General features: G+C 69.4%; 15 protein-coding genes and 1 riboswitch. Of the genes, 11 read left to right on the top strand and 4 right to left on the bottom strand.

Going from position 1 to position 16030, the window contains the following annotated elements; genetic code table 11:
- The first annotated feature begins 1 nt into the window (after window position 1).
- The 8 genes from ACOACQ_RS01485 to ACOACQ_RS01520 all read left to right on the top strand — a co-directional run bounded on the left by ACOACQ_RS01485 (window position 2) and on the right by ACOACQ_RS01520 (window position 8384).
- On the top strand, window positions 2–1186 hold the full coding sequence (locus tag ACOACQ_RS01485) for an AAA family ATPase (protein ID WP_378597470.1): 1185 nt from the start codon (window positions 2–4) through the stop codon (window positions 1184–1186).
- The gene (locus ACOACQ_RS01490; RefSeq protein WP_378597469.1) at window positions 1186–2712 is read left to right on the top strand and encodes a CpaF family protein; all 1527 of its coding nucleotides are present in this window, start codon (window positions 1186–1188) and stop codon (window positions 2710–2712) included. Before ACOACQ_RS01485 ends, ACOACQ_RS01490 begins: the two co-directional genes overlap by 1 nt.
- Window positions 2712–4640: a type II secretion system F family protein gene (locus ACOACQ_RS01495; RefSeq protein ID WP_378597468.1), complete on the top strand. Its 1929-nt coding sequence runs from the start codon at window positions 2712–2714 to the stop codon at window positions 4638–4640. Before ACOACQ_RS01490 ends, ACOACQ_RS01495 begins: the two co-directional genes overlap by 1 nt.
- Entirely contained in the window at window positions 4640–5560 is a 921-nt protein-coding gene (locus tag ACOACQ_RS01500) for a type II secretion system F family protein (RefSeq protein WP_378597467.1), read from the top strand. Before ACOACQ_RS01495 ends, ACOACQ_RS01500 begins: the two co-directional genes overlap by 1 nt.
- A gap of 19 nt (window positions 5561–5579) precedes the next feature.
- Window positions 5580–7154: a sensor histidine kinase gene (locus tag ACOACQ_RS01505; protein ID WP_378597466.1), complete on the top strand. Its 1575-nt coding sequence runs from the start codon at window positions 5580–5582 to the stop codon at window positions 7152–7154.
- Window positions 7151–7801, top strand: a complete 651-nt coding sequence (locus ACOACQ_RS01510; protein ID WP_378597465.1) for a response regulator — start codon at window positions 7151–7153, stop codon at window positions 7799–7801. The genes ACOACQ_RS01505 and ACOACQ_RS01510 overlap by 4 nt, the downstream gene beginning before the upstream one ends.
- A 153-nt stretch (window positions 7802–7954) precedes the next feature.
- On the top strand, window positions 7955–8137 hold the full coding sequence (locus ACOACQ_RS01515; RefSeq protein ID WP_378597464.1) for a Flp family type IVb pilin: 183 nt from the start codon (window positions 7955–7957) through the stop codon (window positions 8135–8137).
- A gap of 88 nt (window positions 8138–8225) precedes the next feature.
- Window positions 8226–8384: a Flp family type IVb pilin gene (locus ACOACQ_RS01520; RefSeq protein WP_378597463.1), complete on the top strand. Its 159-nt coding sequence runs from the start codon at window positions 8226–8228 to the stop codon at window positions 8382–8384.
- A gap of 4 nt (window positions 8385–8388) precedes the next feature.
- Here ACOACQ_RS01520 and ACOACQ_RS01525 read toward each other — a convergent pair whose 3' ends face one another.
- The 4 genes from ACOACQ_RS01525 to ACOACQ_RS01540 form a co-directional block, all read right to left on the bottom strand.
- Window positions 8389–9651 (bottom strand): M48 family metalloprotease, encoded by a 1263-nt coding sequence (locus tag ACOACQ_RS01525; protein ID WP_378597462.1) that lies wholly within the window; start codon window positions 9649–9651, stop codon window positions 8389–8391.
- Window positions 9652–9655: 4 nt separating this feature from the next.
- Window positions 9656–10870: a hypothetical protein gene (locus ACOACQ_RS01530; RefSeq protein ID WP_420287452.1), complete on the bottom strand. Its 1215-nt coding sequence runs from the start codon at window positions 10868–10870 to the stop codon at window positions 9656–9658.
- A gap of 12 nt (window positions 10871–10882) precedes the next feature.
- A complete protein-coding gene (locus tag ACOACQ_RS01535) occupies window positions 10883–11872 on the bottom strand; it encodes an NlpC/P60 family protein (RefSeq protein WP_420287453.1) in 990 nt (329 codons plus the stop codon).
- A 10-nt stretch (window positions 11873–11882) separates the two neighbouring features.
- Window positions 11883–12061, bottom strand: a riboswitch (cyclic di-AMP (ydaO/yuaA leader).
- Between the two features lie 179 nt (window positions 12062–12240).
- Window positions 12241–12447: a hypothetical protein gene (locus tag ACOACQ_RS01540; RefSeq protein ID WP_378597459.1), complete on the bottom strand. Its 207-nt coding sequence runs from the start codon at window positions 12445–12447 to the stop codon at window positions 12241–12243.
- Window positions 12448–12570: 123 nt separating this feature from the next.
- Here ACOACQ_RS01540 and ACOACQ_RS01545 point away from each other — a divergent pair, with 123 nt between their 5' ends.
- The 3 genes from ACOACQ_RS01545 to ACOACQ_RS01555 are packed head-to-tail and all read left to right on the top strand — an operon-like array spanning window position 12571 to window position 16015.
- Window positions 12571–14307 carry a DEDD exonuclease domain-containing protein gene (locus ACOACQ_RS01545; RefSeq protein ID WP_378597458.1) on the top strand — a complete coding sequence of 579 codons (1737 nt, stop codon included), beginning with the start codon at window positions 12571–12573 and terminating at the stop codon, window positions 14305–14307.
- On the top strand, window positions 14304–14582 hold the full coding sequence (locus ACOACQ_RS01550; RefSeq protein WP_056706115.1) for an Lrp/AsnC family transcriptional regulator: 279 nt from the start codon (window positions 14304–14306) through the stop codon (window positions 14580–14582). Before ACOACQ_RS01545 ends, ACOACQ_RS01550 begins: the two co-directional genes overlap by 4 nt.
- A gap of 2 nt (window positions 14583–14584) precedes the next feature.
- Window positions 14585–16015, top strand: coding sequence for a hypothetical protein (locus ACOACQ_RS01555; protein ID WP_420287454.1), 1431 nt, complete (start codon window positions 14585–14587; stop codon window positions 16013–16015).
- Window positions 16016–16030 lie beyond the last annotated feature (15 nt).

The raw sequence follows: 16030 nt of genomic DNA on the forward strand, positions 1-16030 counted from the left end.
CATGCCGGTTCTCGTAGAACAGGATTCCTCGCTCGTCGACCAGCTCCTCGGTGGCATGCCGCCGGGCTCGCAGGCCGTCGGGACGAGCGAACGCGGGCTCGCCTGGCTCGACCAGCACGCCGACGAGTACGTCGTCGCGTTCGGACCGTCCGTGGACTTCGCCGTCGCACTCGCCACGGCCGAGGACCTGCGGATCAAGCGCCCGACCGTGAGCGTCGTCCTCGTCCGCGACCAGTACGACACGGATGTCCTCACGCGTGCCATGCACGCCGGGGTCCGCGACGTCGTCGTTGCAGCCGACCAGAAGTCGCTCACCGGAGCCATCGAGCGCGCCCACCAGCTGCACCAGGCACTGCGCGGCCCCGGTGGGGCACGCCAGCTGGGGCGGATCGTCACCGTCTTCTCCCCCAAGGGCGGCGTGGGCAAGACGACCTCATCGGTGAACCTGGCGCTCGCGCTGACCGATGGCGGCGCCCGCAAGGTGTGCCTCGTCGACCTGGACCTCGCGTTCGGCGACGTCGCGATCACCATGCAGCTGTTCCCGACGCACTCGATCGAGCAGGCCGTCGGCGCCGAGGACTCGATCGACCTCGGCATGATCGAAGGCCTGTTGACGCGCGCACAGGACTCACTGGTCGTGCTGGCTGCGCCGGCCCATCCCGACGTCCGCGAGCGGATCACCCCGCTGCTGATCTCACGGATCCTGCGCACCCTGCGCGACGGCTTCGACTACATCGTGGTCGACACCTCGCCGTCGTTCGACGACGCGACCCTCACCGCCCTCGACGAGACCGACGAGTGCGTCATCATCGCAACGCTCGATGTACCGACCCTGAAGAACGTCAAGGTCGCACTCGAGACGATGGACATGCTCAACATCGCCCGAGGACACCGGCACCTGCTGCTCAACCGTGCCGATGACGAGGTCGGGATCAGTGTCGAGAAGGTGGAGAGCATCCTGTCGATGCCCGTCTCGGCGCAGGTCGCCACGGCGGTCGACATCGCGGCGGCCACCAACGCCGGCACGCCGATCATCACGCACAAGCCGGGCCACGCAGCCAGCATCGCCTACACCCGGCTTGCCGCCTCCGTGACCGGTCAGCCGGTCCCGGTACCCCAGTCCAGAACCACCGACCAGACCGATCACACGCGGTCGCGCGGACTCTTCCGCCGCGGGAGGAATTGATGTCCAGCCTCTCCGATCGCCTCGCCGCGGCACGCCAGGAAGCAGCAGCCGCCGCCCAGGGCAAGCACGCAGCACCTTCCACCGAGGACGACCTCGCGGTCGAGGGAGCCGGTACCCCCGACGCCCCCGTCCCCACCGCGGCGGCCGAAGTGGAGTCCAAGGCGAAGACACCCGGCCCGCTGTCCTCGCGCACCGCCGTCGCCGCCACCGAAGGGCGCCCCGGCGCACGCCGGACCATGGCGGCACAGGAAGCCGACCGCATCGAGGAGCTGAAGAGCAGCGTGCACGCCGAGCTGCTCAAGCAGCTCGGCCCGCACCTGTACGACGCCGAGATGGACCAGGACGAGCTGGACCAGAAGGTGCGCTCCGTGCTGTCCGAGGTGCTGGGCGCACAGGACCGACCGCTCAGCGCGGGCGACCGCAGCCGGGTCACCCAGGAGATCACCGACGACATCCTCGGCTACGGACCGATCGACCCGCACCTGCGCGACCCCGAGGTCTCCGAGGTCATGGTCAACGGCTACGACAGCGTGTGGCTCGAGAAGAATGGCCGGCTCACGAAGTCGGATGCCCACTTCGCCGACGAGGCGCACCTGCGCCGCACGATCGACAAGATCGTGTCGCGCATCGGCCGACGAGTCGACGAGTCCTCGCCGATGGTGGATGCCCGTCTGCCTGACGGCAGCCGTGTCAACGCTGTCGTCCCGCCGCTGGCGATCGACGGCTCCGCCCTCACGATCCGGAAGTTCTCCACGGATCCGTTGACGGTGCAGGACCTGATCAACTTCGGCTCGCTCACCCCGCAGACCGCGGACTTCCTCGACGCCTGCGTGCGAGGGCGCCTGAACGTCATCGTGTCGGGCGGTACGGGTGCCGGAAAGACCACGACGCTCAACGTGCTGTCGTCCTTCATCCCGACCGACGAGCGCATCGTCACGATCGAGGACGCTGCCGAGCTCCAGCTCAAGCAGGACCATGTCGTCCGCCTCGAGTCGCGTCCCGCGAACATCGAGGGCAAGGGTGCCGTGACCATCCGTGACCTCGTCCGCAACTGTCTGCGCATGCGCCCCGACCGCATCGTCGTCGGTGAGGTCCGTGACGCCTCGGCGCTCGACATGCTCCAGGCCATGAACACAGGCCACGACGGCTCGATCTGCACCCTGCACTCCAACGGCCCGCGCGACACGCTGGCCCGCATGGAGACGATGGTGCTGATGGCGGGCATGGACCTGCCGATCCGGGCCATTCGCGAGCAGGTGTCCTCCGCTGTCGACCTGATCGTGCACCAGACCCGGTTCAAGGACGGCTCGCGTCGCATCACCCACATCACCGAGGTCGAGCGGATGGAGGGCGACATCATCACCCTCCAGGACATCTTCGTCTTCGACAACTCGGCCGGTTTCGACGAGAACGGCCGGATCCTCGGTCGTCTGCGCACGACCGGACTTCGACCGAAGTTCCTCGAGAAGCTCGCCTACGCCAACGTCGCCGTCGATCCGACGATCTTCCGAACGGAACGAATCTGATGCCGGGGCGTCGGGCACTCCACCGCCTCGCGGCGCTGCTCGTCGTCGTGGTCGCCGCGCTGCTGCTCCCTGCGAGCCCGGCGTCGGCGGAGGACGGCTCGATCGCCCACGTCGAGTCCACAGCCGACGGCCTCCGGATCCTGGTCGACGTACCGGCCGGAGTCCAGACCGACCTCGACGGCGTCAGCGCCACACTCGAGGGAACGGACCTGGACGCGACGGCGTCGGCCACGAGCAGCGGTTCGGTGATCAAGCGGACCACCGTGCTCGCCATCGACACCAGTCGCTCGATGCGTGAGGCCGGTCGTTTCGAGGCGGCCAAGCAGGCGGCGACGACCTATCTGGAGACCGTGCCACCAGACGTCGAGGTCGGCATCGTCACCTTCGACTCCGAGGTGAACGTCGCCCTCGCGCCGACGACCGACCGTGGCGCCGCGGAGACCGTGATCGACGGACTGACGCTGCGCCAGAACACGCTGCTGTACGACGGCCTGATGGCCGCCGTCACCGCAGCGGGCACATCCGGCCAGCGGACCGTGCTCGTCCTCTCCGACGGTGCCGACACCGGGAGCAAGGCCGATCTCGACGCCGTTGTCTCTGCTGTCGAGACCAACGCGACCAGCGTCCACATCATCGGCCTCGACCTGGCCGACCGGCAGTTGGCCCCCCTGCGCACCATTGCGCGCGCCGGCAAGGGTGACGTCATCACCTCCACGGGAACGGCGCTGGGCGACGCGTTCGCCAGTCAGGCGCAGGCGATCGCGAACCAGGTGCTCGTCACCGCTCCCCTGCCCGCCAATTTCGACGCCGATGTCGCGAACGTCGTCGTCACGCTCCCCACCTCGGGCGAGCCGGTGGTGGCGCGGGGACTGGTTCCCATCGAGGCAGCCAGCACGCCCGACCTTCCGGACGCGATCCCGACCCTGCCCAACGAGGGTGGCTGGAACGCACCGGGCTGGTTGCTCTGGGTCGGTCTTGCCGTCATGGGTGCCGGGCTCGTGACTGCAGCCATGCTCCTCGTCCCTGCGCCTGCAGCACCGATGAGCATTGCCGACCGGGTGACTGCCTACAGCACCCTCACCTCGCGCAGCGACGAGCCGTCGGACGAGAAGTCCGCCGGGGAGCCAGTGCTCGAACAGGCCAAGGCGGCCGCCGCCGGCGTGCTGGAACGCAACAGCGCGCTCAATGAGCGGCTGAGCCTGCGTCTCGCGGGCGCGGGCAGCGAGTTCAAGCCTTCCGAATGGCTGCTCGTCCACGTTGGTGTCGTGCTCGCCTCCGGCGTCGTCGGGCTGCTGCTCGGCAAGGGCAACATCATCATCGGTCTCCTGTTCGTCCTCCTCGGGTTCGTCCTTCCGCCGGTCTACCTGCGATTCAAGGCGGGACGGCGACGCAAGAAGTTCAATGAAGCGCTGCCCGAGGTCCTGCAGCTGATTTCCGGCGCCCTGAGCGCAGGACTGTCCCTCGCCCAGGCCGTCGACACAGTGGTCCGCGAAGGCTCCGAGCCGATCGCTTCCGAGTTCAAGCGGGTGCTGGTCGAGGCCCGCATCGGCGTGGCCCTTGAAGACGCCTTCGACGGCGTCGCCGAGCGATTCCAGAGCAAGGACTTCGCGTGGGCCGTGATGGCCATCCGGATCCAGCGCCAGGTCGGCGGAAACCTCGCCGAACTCCTCACCACGGTGGCGGCGACCATGCGCGAACGCCAGTACCTTCGCCGACACGTGCAGGCGCTGTCGGCGGAAGGCCGGATGTCCGCCGTGATCCTGTGCGCGCTGCCGCCTGTCTTCGCTCTTTATCTGTTCCTGACCAACCGCGACTTCCTTGATCCTCTCGTCGCCGATGTCCGTGGCTACGCACTGCTGGGCTTCGGGGTCGTCTGGATGGCGATCGGGACCTTCTGGATGTCACGCATGGTGAAGGTGGAAACCTGATGTTGCTACTGCTTGCCTTCCTTCTGTTCGTCGGCGCCATCGCCGCCGTTGCCGCTGCCTTCGCCAAGGAGCAGCCGCGTGGCCTCGAGCGGGCCCTCCAGGCGCTCGAGAGGTCCGGCACGGCCGGCCACGAGCTCGCTGCAGAGGCGGACAGGTCCTTTGCCGATCGCGTCGTGGACCCGATGCAGGCCAGGGCGCTCACCCTGGGGCGCCGGATCACGGGTGCCGACAAGGCCGAACGCATCCGTCGCAAGCTCGACTTCGCCGGGAACCCCCGCGGCTGGTCCGTCGACCGCGTCGTGTCGCTCAAGGTGATCTGCGCCGTCGTCCTGCCGCTCTGCGCACTGGCCTACTGCGCCCTTCTCAACCTGTCGGTGTCGACGATGCTGCTCGCGGCTGTCGCCGCCCTCCTGCTGGGTTTCTTCGGACCCGACCTCTACCTGTACCAGGCCGCGGCCAAGCGTGCCGACCAGATCAAGCGCACCCTGGCTGATGCCGTCGACCTGCTGACCATCAGCGTTGAAGCCGGTCTCGCGTTCGACGGCGCCCTCCAGCAGGTCGCACGCAACACCACTGGCCCGATCTCCGAGGAGTTCTCGCGGGTGCTCCGTGAGATGCAGCTGGGCATGGGGCGCTCGGAGGCGATGCGCGCAATGGGCACCCGCAGCCAGGTCGAGGACCTGCACACCTTCGTCGGTGCCATGGTGCAGGCAGACGCCTTCGGTATCCCCGTCGGCCAGGTGCTCCGCGTGCAGTCGTCCGAGATTCGTACGAAGCGCCGGCAGTACGCCGAGGAGAAGGCACAGCAGGTCCCGGTGAAGATCATGATCCCCCTGATCCTGTTCATCCTGCCGTGCCTGTTCGTCGTCGTCATGGGTCCACCCGTCCTCTCGGCGATGGACAGCTTCAATGCGCAGTAGCTGGGCCTAGGCTGAGCACATGCCCAGCAGCCAGGCCTACGCGGTCGTCGGGGCGTCGCGGTTCTTTGCATTGCTCGCCATCGGTGGACCGATCCTCTGGTTCCACCAGGAGCAGGGCTTGCTGGTGCTCGCGGCGCTCACGGCCATCTGGGGCTACCAGGGCGTGACGTCGATCCGGCGGGACCTCGGATTCTCGCTCAGCCCCTCGACCGAGGCGGCCGCGCTCGGCGTGGTGGGTGCCATCGGCATGAACTACGCGCCGTCGGTCCTCGCCGCACTGGTCGTCCCGCCGCTGTACGCCACCGCCGTCGCTGGCCTGCGCACGATGGTGCGCACCGTCCTGGTCGAGCTGATCGCCGTGGTCGCGCTCGGCCTGATGTGGTGGGAGAAGATCACCTCCGACCAAGCTGTCGGCATCTTCACCTGGATCATGGCCGGCCTGGGCCTGAGCCTGATCGCCGCAGTGACCTTCTCCTCGGACCGGGTCCCCGACCCGCTCGCGCCCTATCGCGACGCCCAGGAGCACCTCAAGCAGCTCCTGGACCTGGCCGGCAGCCTCAGCTCGGGGCTGGACGTCGGCGCGCTCGGTGGCGAGCTCCTGAGCGAGGTCAGCGACCAGATCCCGAACCGTGGCCTGGTCCTGTACGTCGCCCGGGGGGATTCCCTGACGCCCGTCGCCTCGACCGTCGAGCTCGAAGCGGGCGATGCCGTCGCCAGCGAAACACTGGCGAACGACGTACGCCAGAGCACCGGGAACAGGGCCGGCCCGGTGGAGATCGGGCAGGGCTTCGCCTTCCGGGTCAGCGACCAGGCGATCGTCGCCGGCCTGCGGCCCTCGGGATCGGACACCACCGAACCACTCCCCCTCGCTGCCGTGGCCAGCCAGCTCACCGGCAACGCCGTCAAGCTGGACGCCGCCCTGTTGTTCGCCCAGTTCCGCGATGCAGCAACGGCAGACGAGCGGAACCGGCTCGCGCGCGAGATGCACGACGGCGTCGCGCAGGACATTGCGTCCCTCGGCTACATCATCGACGCGCTTGCGGCCCGGCCCGCCGATGAACAACAAGCCAAGGCCCTCGCGATGCTGCGTGAGCGGGTGACCAAGGTCGTGGCCGAGGTCCGGCAATCGGTGATGAACCTGCGCACCAGCATCGGGGAGAACGAAAGCCTGGGCGGAGCCATCAGCAGCGTGGCCCGCCACCTGTCGGAGTCCTCCGGCATCCCGATCAGGGTCCGGCTCGACGAACAGCCGACCCGGCTGCGTCCCGAGGTCGAGGCCGAACTGTTCCGGATCACCCAGGAAGCCATCAACAACGCCGTCAAGCACGCGCGCGCCACCGCGATCGACGTGCGGTGCCAGGTGTACGCCCCGGACGCCATCATCACCATCACCGACAACGGCGTCGGCCTCCAGACCGCACGCAGCGACTCACACGGCCTCAAGATCATGCGCGAACGTGCAAGACTGATCGGCGCGGAACTCGTGGTACGCGACAATGCCAGCAGGGGTCTCACCGTCTCGGTGTCGGTGAAGACCACACGGAATCCTGTCGGCGCCGTACCGGCCCTGACCACCACAGAGGAGACGCGATGAGCGACAAGATCACGGTCCTGCTGATCGACGATCACGAGTTGATCCGCAACGGGCTCGGGGCAGTGCTCGACCTCGAGGAGGACCTCGATGTCGTGGCCACCGCCGGCTCGGTCGCTGAGGGCATCGAGCGGTGGCGGCAGTTCCAGCCCGACGTGGTGATCACCGATCTCCAGATGCAGGACGGAACCGGGCTCGACGTGGTCCGCACGATCCGCAAGGAGAGCGACACGGTCGGGCTCATCGTCCTCACGATGCACTCGGGCGACGAGCAGATCTTCGCAGCGATGCAGGCCGGCGCGTCAGGGTTCGTCGGCAAGGACGCGCCCTCGACCGAGGTGATCAAGACGGCCCGCCACGCCGCGGTGTCCCCCAAGGCCTTCGTGTGCGCAGGCCTCGTCGGCGCCATGATGCGTCGCCAGTCGGCTGAATCGACCGCGCTGACCGAGCGCGAGCACGACGTACTGCTCCTCCTCGCCGAAGGCCTCAACGCCGCCGCCATCGGCCAGAAGCTCTACCTGTCCGAGTCGACCACCAAGTCGCACATCGCCCGGATCTACCAGAAGCTGGGCGCTTCCAACCGCGCGCAGGCCCTGGTCACCGCGATGCGGATCGGACTGCTCTCGACGGTCCAGCCGTCGGCCCGTTGAGGGGCTTCCGGAACGCGTCGACCGGTAGTCCTAAGTGACTAGGTGCGACAAGACGAACTCCCGATCCGCGGCCCGGTCAACTCGGGCAGAGTTCTCTCATCGGGGAACACTCCCCGGGGACACCGAAGCACCACAGTTCAAGGGAGAACCCCAATGGTCCAGTACCTCACCATCCTGCTCAACGCCCGCATCGCGAAGATGGACGAGCGTGGCGCCACCGCTGTCGAGTACGGCCTGCTCGTCGCCCTGATCGCCGCCGTCATCGTCGGCATCGTCGCCATTCTGGGTGACAACCTCAAGGACGCCTTCACCGACGTCAACAGCAGCATCGGCTGATCGAGCAAACCGAAGCCTGTGATCGGCCGCGTCACCACGGTGGCGCGGCCGATCCGCTTTTGACCCATCGATTCCCCGGGGGGAACCCGTGTTCGCACTTGCCGCTAGCCGGTCCGACCGTGGCGCGACGGCGGTGGAGTACGCGCTCCTGATCGCCCTGATCGCCGGCGTGATCATCACTGCCGTGCTCCTTTTCGGCGACAGCGTGTTCGGCCTGTTCGAAATCTCGAACGACAGTCGCTGGTGACCGGTCACCGCTCCTGAGGCCCGCTGAGCGCGAGTCGCTCCAGCACGGTCGGGTGCGAACCGAACCACCATTGTGACCATGCCGGGGGTGTGGGGTCGGCATGGGACCGCAGCGCCAGACGGCGCTGGAGGTCGACGAACGCCTGAGGGGCGTTGGTCACCTCCAGCGCCGTTTGGTCTGCCCGGGTCTCGAGCCTGCGACTGACGCCGTTCTGCACCGGCGCGGCGAGCACCGTTGCGAGTGCTGCCAGCGCCAGGACCGTGGGGACCGCACTCATCGCGATCCCCCGCGGTACGACGTCCGGCGGGTCTGCGACTTCACCGCTCAGGCGTCGGCGCGGCAGCAGCAGCCCCAGCAGGCCGACGCCCACCAACGCACCAGCGGCGCCCAGCATCGTTCCCGTCACGACGTCGTCGTACTTCGCGTGGGCGAGCTCGTGCGCCACCACCGACAAGGTCTCGGCCCGGGGCGTGTCGTCGACGAGGGTGTCGTAGAGAACGACCCGGCGCGTGTGCCCGAACCCGGACACGTAGGCGTTGAGCGTCGTCGTACGACGTGATGCGTCGGCGACGAGCACGTCGTCCACGTCGACGCCTTCCCTGTCGGCCAGCGCCAGGATCTCCGTGCGCAGTGCGCCGTCGGGCAGCGGGTCGAACTGGTTGAAGAGCGGCTCCACGACCAGCGGATAGACGAACGACCCTGCGACGACCAGCGCCGCCGCGAGCACTCCCCCGATCGCCGGCCACATCCGCGGCCAGCGCCGCGCACAACCGACCAGTGCGATCAGCGCGATCGAGGTCGAGACGATGGTGACCAGTTCACCCTTCGCGAGATCCAGTGCCCACGCCGACCAGGAGCCGGCAGCGAGACCTTCGTCGAGGCGTAGTCGACGCAGTGCGATCCCGAACGGCAAGGTCGCCAACCGGGCGACCAGGGTCAGCGCCGCGACGACGAGCAGGACGCGCACCCACCACCAGCCCGGCATCCGGTCGGCCCACAGGCGCCCCCGCCGGCTGAACCCGAACCAGGCCGCCACGGCGAGCGACACGGCCAGCGAGGACCAGCTCCAGATCCGGCCCCACTGGGCGAAGTGCTCGGCACGGGCGATCTCGTCGGCAGAGAACACCGAGGAAGCAGCCACGGGCGAGGGCATCCCCCCGGGGACCGGCTCCCAGGGCACTCGATTGGCCGCGATCAGCACGAAGGCAGCAACACCGAGGAGGGCAGTGCCGAGCGCCACCCGATCGGCAGCAGGGCGTGGATCCACGGCCCTACTGTGGCACGCCCGCCAACATGGCCAGCTGCGCCTGCCATCCTGCGGTGAGGTCGGCGACCGACCAGTCGAAAGCCGCACGCAACGCCGGCGCGAGCTTCTTGCCACCCAGCATCGCGCGATAGAAGTCGACCAGTGCCTGCTCGCCACGGCGGTGGGCGAGGGTGACCGTGACCTGCCACGCCGCCTCGTACACCGCGCCGAGATGAGTCCCCGCCGGATTGAACTCGGCGTCCTCGGGCAGCGCCTTCGGTACACCGTTCTTGCGCACCTGCGACCGGATCTGACCGGCCGTCTTCGCCAACGGCAACCCCACGTCGCGCAAGGCGACGTAGTCGGCGAAACCCTCCACCAGCCAGAGCGGCACGTTCCGGGCGAGCACCGCCCCGGTGAGGGCGTGCACCGCCTCGTGGGTCATCACGACCTGGGCGGCCACTGCATCGAGGTCGTCGTAGACGGCGCGATTGAGGAAGACGTGGATCGGACTCCCCGGGACCCGTGACCCGTCCACCGGTGCCGTGACAGCAGCGATGGAGCCGTAGGAACCCGGGTCTGCTCCCAGGGCCCGGTGCAGCGCGGTCGCGTCACGAGGCACCTCCACCACGAGTCCGGTCCGACCACCCACGACCGCGCGCGCCTCCGCCACGGCCTTGCGGGCCCATCGGGCGTACGACGTCCGGCCGGTCGGGGAGCCCGACGGGTCGTCCGAGGCGAGCACGAGGGCTCCCGGCACCCGTTCGACGGTCACCGGTCCGGTGAGCCACACCGGAAGCCGACCGGTCTGGTCACCGATGGCGGCGATCCGGCGACCCCCGTCGGCGAACGACATGGGAACCTCGGCACGGGCGGAGGCCCCGTCGAAGCCGTCGACCCGCCAGGTCAGGGCGACCAACCCGTCCCAGGCATCGGCTCCGGACGTGCGCCCGGTCTCGGTGACGTAGCGGAACGTGACGTCGGTGAGGCCGATCGCGTGCGCGTTCGTCGCGACCGACTCGACGAGCGCCCGCGCGCCAGCGGTCGCCAGATCGGACGCAGCAGCACCGTCACCGGCAGCGACGGCATCCTGAAGTGCGGCCAGCGTGTCCGCAGCGGTCGCCGCAGCGGCGACCTCGGTGCCCTGTGCCGGCGGCGGGGCGACGTACTCGTCGGGCGAACAGCCAACCGTCGCCAGGGCGACGACGAGGACGACCCCCGGGAGGACCCGGCGGGTCACCTGATCACCTGGTCAGCCAGGACGAACGGCCCCGGAGTAGGGCATCTCGTCGACGCTGGACACCTTGACGCCGGCGCCCGGGTTGGCCGCGTGGACGATCATGCCGTTGCCGATGTACATGCCGACGTGGCTGATCGGGCTGTAGTAGAAGACGAGGTCGCCGGGCTTCAACTGGCTCTTCGAGACTCGCGCACCAGCACCAGCCTGGGCACGCGAGGAGTGCGGCAGGCCGACGCCGGCCTGGCCCCACGCGACCATCATCAGGCCCGAGCAGTCCCAGGCGTTGGGGCCGGCTGCGCCGTAGACGTAGGAGTCACCGACCTGGGCGAGGGCGTACTTGATCGCGACAGCGGCCCGGCCCGAGGCCGGGATCGAGGAGGCATCGGGGGCGCGAACGCCGCCGTCACGGGACAGGATCTCCGCGCGCTCCTCCTCCTCGAGGCGCGACAGCAGCGACTCGGCCTTGGCCAGCTTGGAGTCAGCGGCCTTCTTCTCCGCGGCCAGGGTCGCCTTGAGGTCGGCGATGTCGTTGCGGCGCTTGGCTGTCTGGCTCTCACGGATCGAGTAGGCCTCGAGCTCGTTGTCGTAGTCCGACAGCAAGCCGTCCTGGAGGCCGGTGATGGTCGACAGGGTCGAGAGCTCGTCGAGGAAGGCCTCGGAGTCGGAGGACAGCAGCTCGCCCGTGGGGCCGAGGCCGCCGGTCTGGTACCGCTGGATGATCGAGTCGCGCACATCGGAGCGGACGCCGTCCAGCGCGTCGCCCTGACGGGACTGGTCCGCCTTGAGGGAGCGCAGCTCGCGGTTCAGCTCGGTGAGCTCGAGCTTGGCGTCGTTGTAGCGCTCCGAGGCCTGCTCGGCCTGGTGGAGGAGCTTCTCGACACGATCACGCACGGTGTCGATGTCGGGCTCCGCCTGGGCGGGGGTGCTCACGGAGAGAGCAAGGGTTCCGGTGAGAGCGAGCGCAGCGAGCGCAGCGGTGGTGCGGTTACGGCCGTTCAGCACGAGCTGGCGGTCCCCTTCGTGTCGTACGCCTACCGGGTGAGCTGACGGATTCGGGCACGACTTGCCCTACCCGCACTCCTCGCGTCCTCTTCAATCCGGTCGGGATTGTCGAGGTCGCACCTCGTGCGGGATTCACCCCAGATGTGGTTGGTTCCCCGGCTCCGGAGCCGCAAGCGGCCCTGGATTCAACGCGGTGTCCGCGCGGGTCGGTCGACCCACTTCCTCGAACACCTGAGGGGGCAGCCTAATCGGGGGTCGCGGGGACGCCAAACCTCAGCTGGCGTGTTGGGGACCGAACAGGTGAGGCGCACATCACACCGGCCACACCTGTCACACATGCCCCGGGGGCAACGCGCCAGGACCCACCGTCAGGCCGACTCGACGTGCGGGCCGTCGACGGGGAGCACCAACCGCAACGGTGGGACCAGTCCGCCCTCGGCCAGCACGTCCAGGGCGCGCAGCTCCTCGTCGTCGATGAGCAACTCGGGCGGCGGCCCGAGCAGCACCGTGATCACGCAGTCGTGGCACGCGAGCCCGCGCACCACGCACGTGTCGCAATCGATCCTCGTTGTCATGCCTCGAGAGTCGCAGGGGGGTCCGACACTTGATGGGCGGCCGGGTGCGCCCGGCCGACGACCACGGGCCTCTCCTCGGCGCGGGAGTGACGACGTGTCGGACGTCCTGCCTACCGTGAGGACATGACCGTCAGCGCCACCACCACACCGCCGAGCCGGTGGGAGGCGCAGCGTTCCTTCGACGAGCTCGGGCAGCCGCTCCGTGACGTCACCTTCTGCGTCGTCGACCTGGAGACCACCGGCGGTTCGGTGGGTGACGGCGACCGGATCACGGAGATCGGCGCGGTCAAGGTCCGGGGCGGCGAGATGCTGGGCGAGTTCCAGACGCTGGTCAATCCCGACACCGCGATCCCGGCGTTCATCGCGGTGCTCACCGGCATCACCAACCGGATGGTCGCCGACGCGCCGCGGATCACCTCGGCGCTACCGGCCTTCCTCGAGTTCGCCGCCGGCTCCGTCCTGGTGGCCCACAACGCACGCTTCGACGTCGGGTTCCTCAAGCACTTCTGCCGCGAGCAGGACCTCGTGTGGCCCGACTTCGAGGTGCTCGACACCGTCAAGCTCGCGCGCCACGTCGTCACCCGCGACGAGGCGCCCAACCACAAGCTGTCCTCGCTCGCCCGGGTCTTCCGGGCCGGCACCACGCCGAACCATCGTGCCCTCGAGGACGCGCGAGCGACGGTCGACGTACTCCACGGGCTGATGGAACGACTCGGTGGACTCGGCGTCCACACCCTCGAGGAGCTGCAGGGCTACTCCTCCAAGGTGGCACCGGCGGCGCGTCGCAAGCGCCACCTTGCGGACCGACTCCCCCACGCTCCCGGGGTCTATCTCTTCCGCGATGCACAGGAGCACGTGCTCTACGTCGGCACGTCGAAGGACCTGCGGCGACGGGTGCGGTCGTACTTCACCGCATCGGAGAAGCGGACCCGGATCGGTGAGATGGTGCAGATCGCCACCTCGGTCACCGGTGTCGAGTGCGCGACGCCGCTCGAGGCCGAGGTCCGTGAGCTCCGCCTGATCGCCGAGCACAAGCCGCGCTACAACCGCCGCTCCCGCTTCCCGGAGAAGGTCACCTACCTCAAGCTCACCCGGGAGCCGTGGCCGCGGCTGTCCTTGGTCAAGCGCGTCCTGGACGACGACGCCGACTACATCGGCCCCTTCTCCTCGAAGTCCTCGGCCGAGAGCGCCCTCGCCGCCCTCCACGAGGTGTTCCCGATCCGGCAGTGCAACGACCGCTTCGGCCTGCGGCCCTCGCGGTCGGCCTGTGTCCTCGCGGAGATGGCGCGCTGCCTCGCGCCCTGCGACGGGAGCACCGACGCGCAGACGTACGCCGCCGTCGTGCGCCAGCTGCGCGACACGCTGCTGCGCCGTCCCGACGACGTCGTCGACCTCGTGCAGGCGAAGATGACGGCACTCGCCGACCAGGAGCGCTTCGAGGAGGCCGCCCACCACCGCGACCGGCTGGCCGACTTCATCCGTGGCGCCGCGCGCTCCCAACGGCTGACCGCGCTGACCGGCTGCCCCGAGGTGGTCGCAGCACGACGGGGCGACGACGGCCGCTGGTCGGTCCACGTCGTACGCCACGGCCGCCTGGCGGCAGCGGGCGTGATTCCGACGGGTGGCGACGCCCTCGCCTACGTGGCGGGCCTGCGCGCCTCCGCCGAGACGGTGGTGCCGTCCATCGGTCCGGCACCTGCGGCGACCGCCGAGGAGTCCGAGCGCATCCTGCGCTGGCTCGAGGCTCCGGGCATCCGGCTCGTCGACGTCGTCGGCGAGTGGGTGTGTCCGGTGGCCGGAGCAGGTCGACACCGGGAGTCGCTCCTGCACACGCCGGTGTCTCCTAGAGTGGGCGCATGATCACCGCCATCGTGTTCGTGCAGGCCGAGACCGCGCGGATCCCCGAGGTCGCCGAGGCGATCGCCGCCCTCGAGGGAGTCAGCGAGGTCTACTCCGTCACCGGACAGATCGACCTGATCGCGCTGATCCGCGTCGCGAGCCACGACGACATCGCGACGGTCGTCGCAGACCGGCTGAACAAGGTGGACGGCGTCGTCGACACCGAGACCCACATCGCCTACCGGGCCTACTCGCGCCACGACCTCGAGGCCGCCTTCTCCATCGGGCTCGACTGACGGTGGCGACGGCCCCGCCGACGCAGGTTGCCGGCCGCTTCCCGCTGCTCGCTGCCGCGTGGCCACCGCTCGCGGGGGTACTGGTGGCCGCCGCCCTCGCCATGCTGGCGAGTCGGCCGTTCCGGGCCTTCGACACGTACTTCCACCTGCGGTTCGGCGACGAGTTCCGCAACGGTTGGTCGCTGGCCCGTCCCGGCCAGGTGAGCACCGCCTCGACCAACGACTGGGCGCCGACGCAGTGGCTCCCCCAGATCGGGATGTCCTGGCTGGCCGATGCGTTCGGCGACACCGGTCTGGTCGTCCTGTTCGCTGCACTCGTCAGCGGATTCGCCGCCGCGGTCTACCTGCTGGTCCGCGCGCACACCACACCCGGCACCGCCGCCACGCTCACTGCCGTGGCCCTGCTCGGTTGCCTCCCCAGTCTCTCGTTGCGACCCCAGGTCCTCAGCTACCTCTTCCTGGTGGCCGTGCTCGCTTCCTGGAGCCTGGCCCGCCGCACCGGGCGTCTCCCCTGGTGGCTGGTGCCGCTCGCCTGGGTGTGGGCCGCCAGCCACGGCATGTGGATCCTGGGGGTCGGCGCCAGCGCGGTCCTGGCCGTGGCCGTGTGCCTGGAGCGCCGCGGCACCCGCACCGAGGTCCTGCGCATGCTGGCCGTCCCGGCCAGCATGCTGCTCGCCGCCTGCGTCACGCCGGTCGGTCCGCGACTGGTGTCGGCGATCCTCCTGGTCAACTCACGCGGCGATCACTTCCGCGAGTGGCGCGCGCCGGAGCTCATCACCCTCGCCGCGGCGCCGGTCACCGTCCTGCTGGCCGTCGCCGTCGTGCTCCTCGTCCGCCGCAACGGGGTGCGTCCCTACGACATGGCGCTGCTCGGCCTCGGCTGCGTGTTCGCGATCTACTCGAACCGCACGCTGCCGCTCGCCCTGGTCGTCCTCTCCCTCGTCGTCGCCAGCGAACTGACCGCCCTGCGCCGGGAGAGCGGCACCGCGACCGGCACCCGCGTGGCGGGTCGGCGCGAACTGTCGGTCGTGGCCGCACTGACGGTCGGGGTCGTCGTACTGGCTCCGGCACTGCCGCTGCGCGATGTCCCCGCCGACGACCTGCGTCCGTTCGCCAGCCTCCTCGACGACCTCCCCGACGGCACCGTCGTGCTGACCGATCGCAGTGACGGCGCTGTCCTGCTCTGGACCGAGCCGGGCCTCGACGTCCCGATGCACGGGTACGGCGACGTCTACACCGACGACGAGCTGAACGCGTACGACGACCTGTTCAAGCTGGTTCCCGGCTGGGAGGCCACGCTCGCCGACCTCGACGCACACGTCGCGCTGCTTCCCGACGACGCGCCCCTGGCCGGGGCACTCGAGGAGCACGGCTGGGACACGGTCACGACGAACAACGACCTCGTCTACCTGACCCAGCCCCGCACGGACTGACCGACTGGTCCGGGC

Source organism: Nocardioides sp. CPCC 206347, assembly GCF_048654605.1.
In the GTDB taxonomy this organism is placed as follows: domain Bacteria; phylum Actinomycetota; class Actinomycetes; order Propionibacteriales; family Nocardioidaceae; genus Nocardioides.

Bases quoted from the DNA above. Each gene is read 5' to 3' on its own strand.
- ACOACQ_RS01485 (WP_378597470.1), top strand. From the start codon at position 2: ATGCCGGTTCTCGTAGAACAGGATTCCTCGCTCGTCGACCAGCTCCTC.
- ACOACQ_RS01490 (WP_378597469.1), top strand. From the start codon at position 1,186: ATGTCCAGCCTCTCCGATCGCCTCGCCGCGGCACGCCAGGAAGCAGCA.
- ACOACQ_RS01495 (WP_378597468.1), top strand. From the start codon at position 2,712: ATGCCGGGGCGTCGGGCACTCCACCGCCTCGCGGCGCTGCTCGTCGTC.
- ACOACQ_RS01500 (WP_378597467.1), top strand. From the start codon at position 4,640: ATGTTGCTACTGCTTGCCTTCCTTCTGTTCGTCGGCGCCATCGCCGCC.
- ACOACQ_RS01505 (WP_378597466.1), top strand. From the start codon at position 5,580: ATGCCCAGCAGCCAGGCCTACGCGGTCGTCGGGGCGTCGCGGTTCTTT.
- ACOACQ_RS01510 (WP_378597465.1), top strand. From the start codon at position 7,151: ATGAGCGACAAGATCACGGTCCTGCTGATCGACGATCACGAGTTGATC.
- ACOACQ_RS01515 (WP_378597464.1), top strand. From the start codon at position 7,955: ATGGTCCAGTACCTCACCATCCTGCTCAACGCCCGCATCGCGAAGATG.
- ACOACQ_RS01540 (WP_378597459.1), bottom strand. From the start codon at position 12,447: ATGACAACGAGGATCGATTGCGACACGTGCGTGGTGCGCGGGCTCGCG.
- ACOACQ_RS01545 (WP_378597458.1), top strand. From the start codon at position 12,571: ATGACCGTCAGCGCCACCACCACACCGCCGAGCCGGTGGGAGGCGCAG.
- ACOACQ_RS01550 (WP_056706115.1), top strand. From the start codon at position 14,304: ATGATCACCGCCATCGTGTTCGTGCAGGCCGAGACCGCGCGGATCCCC.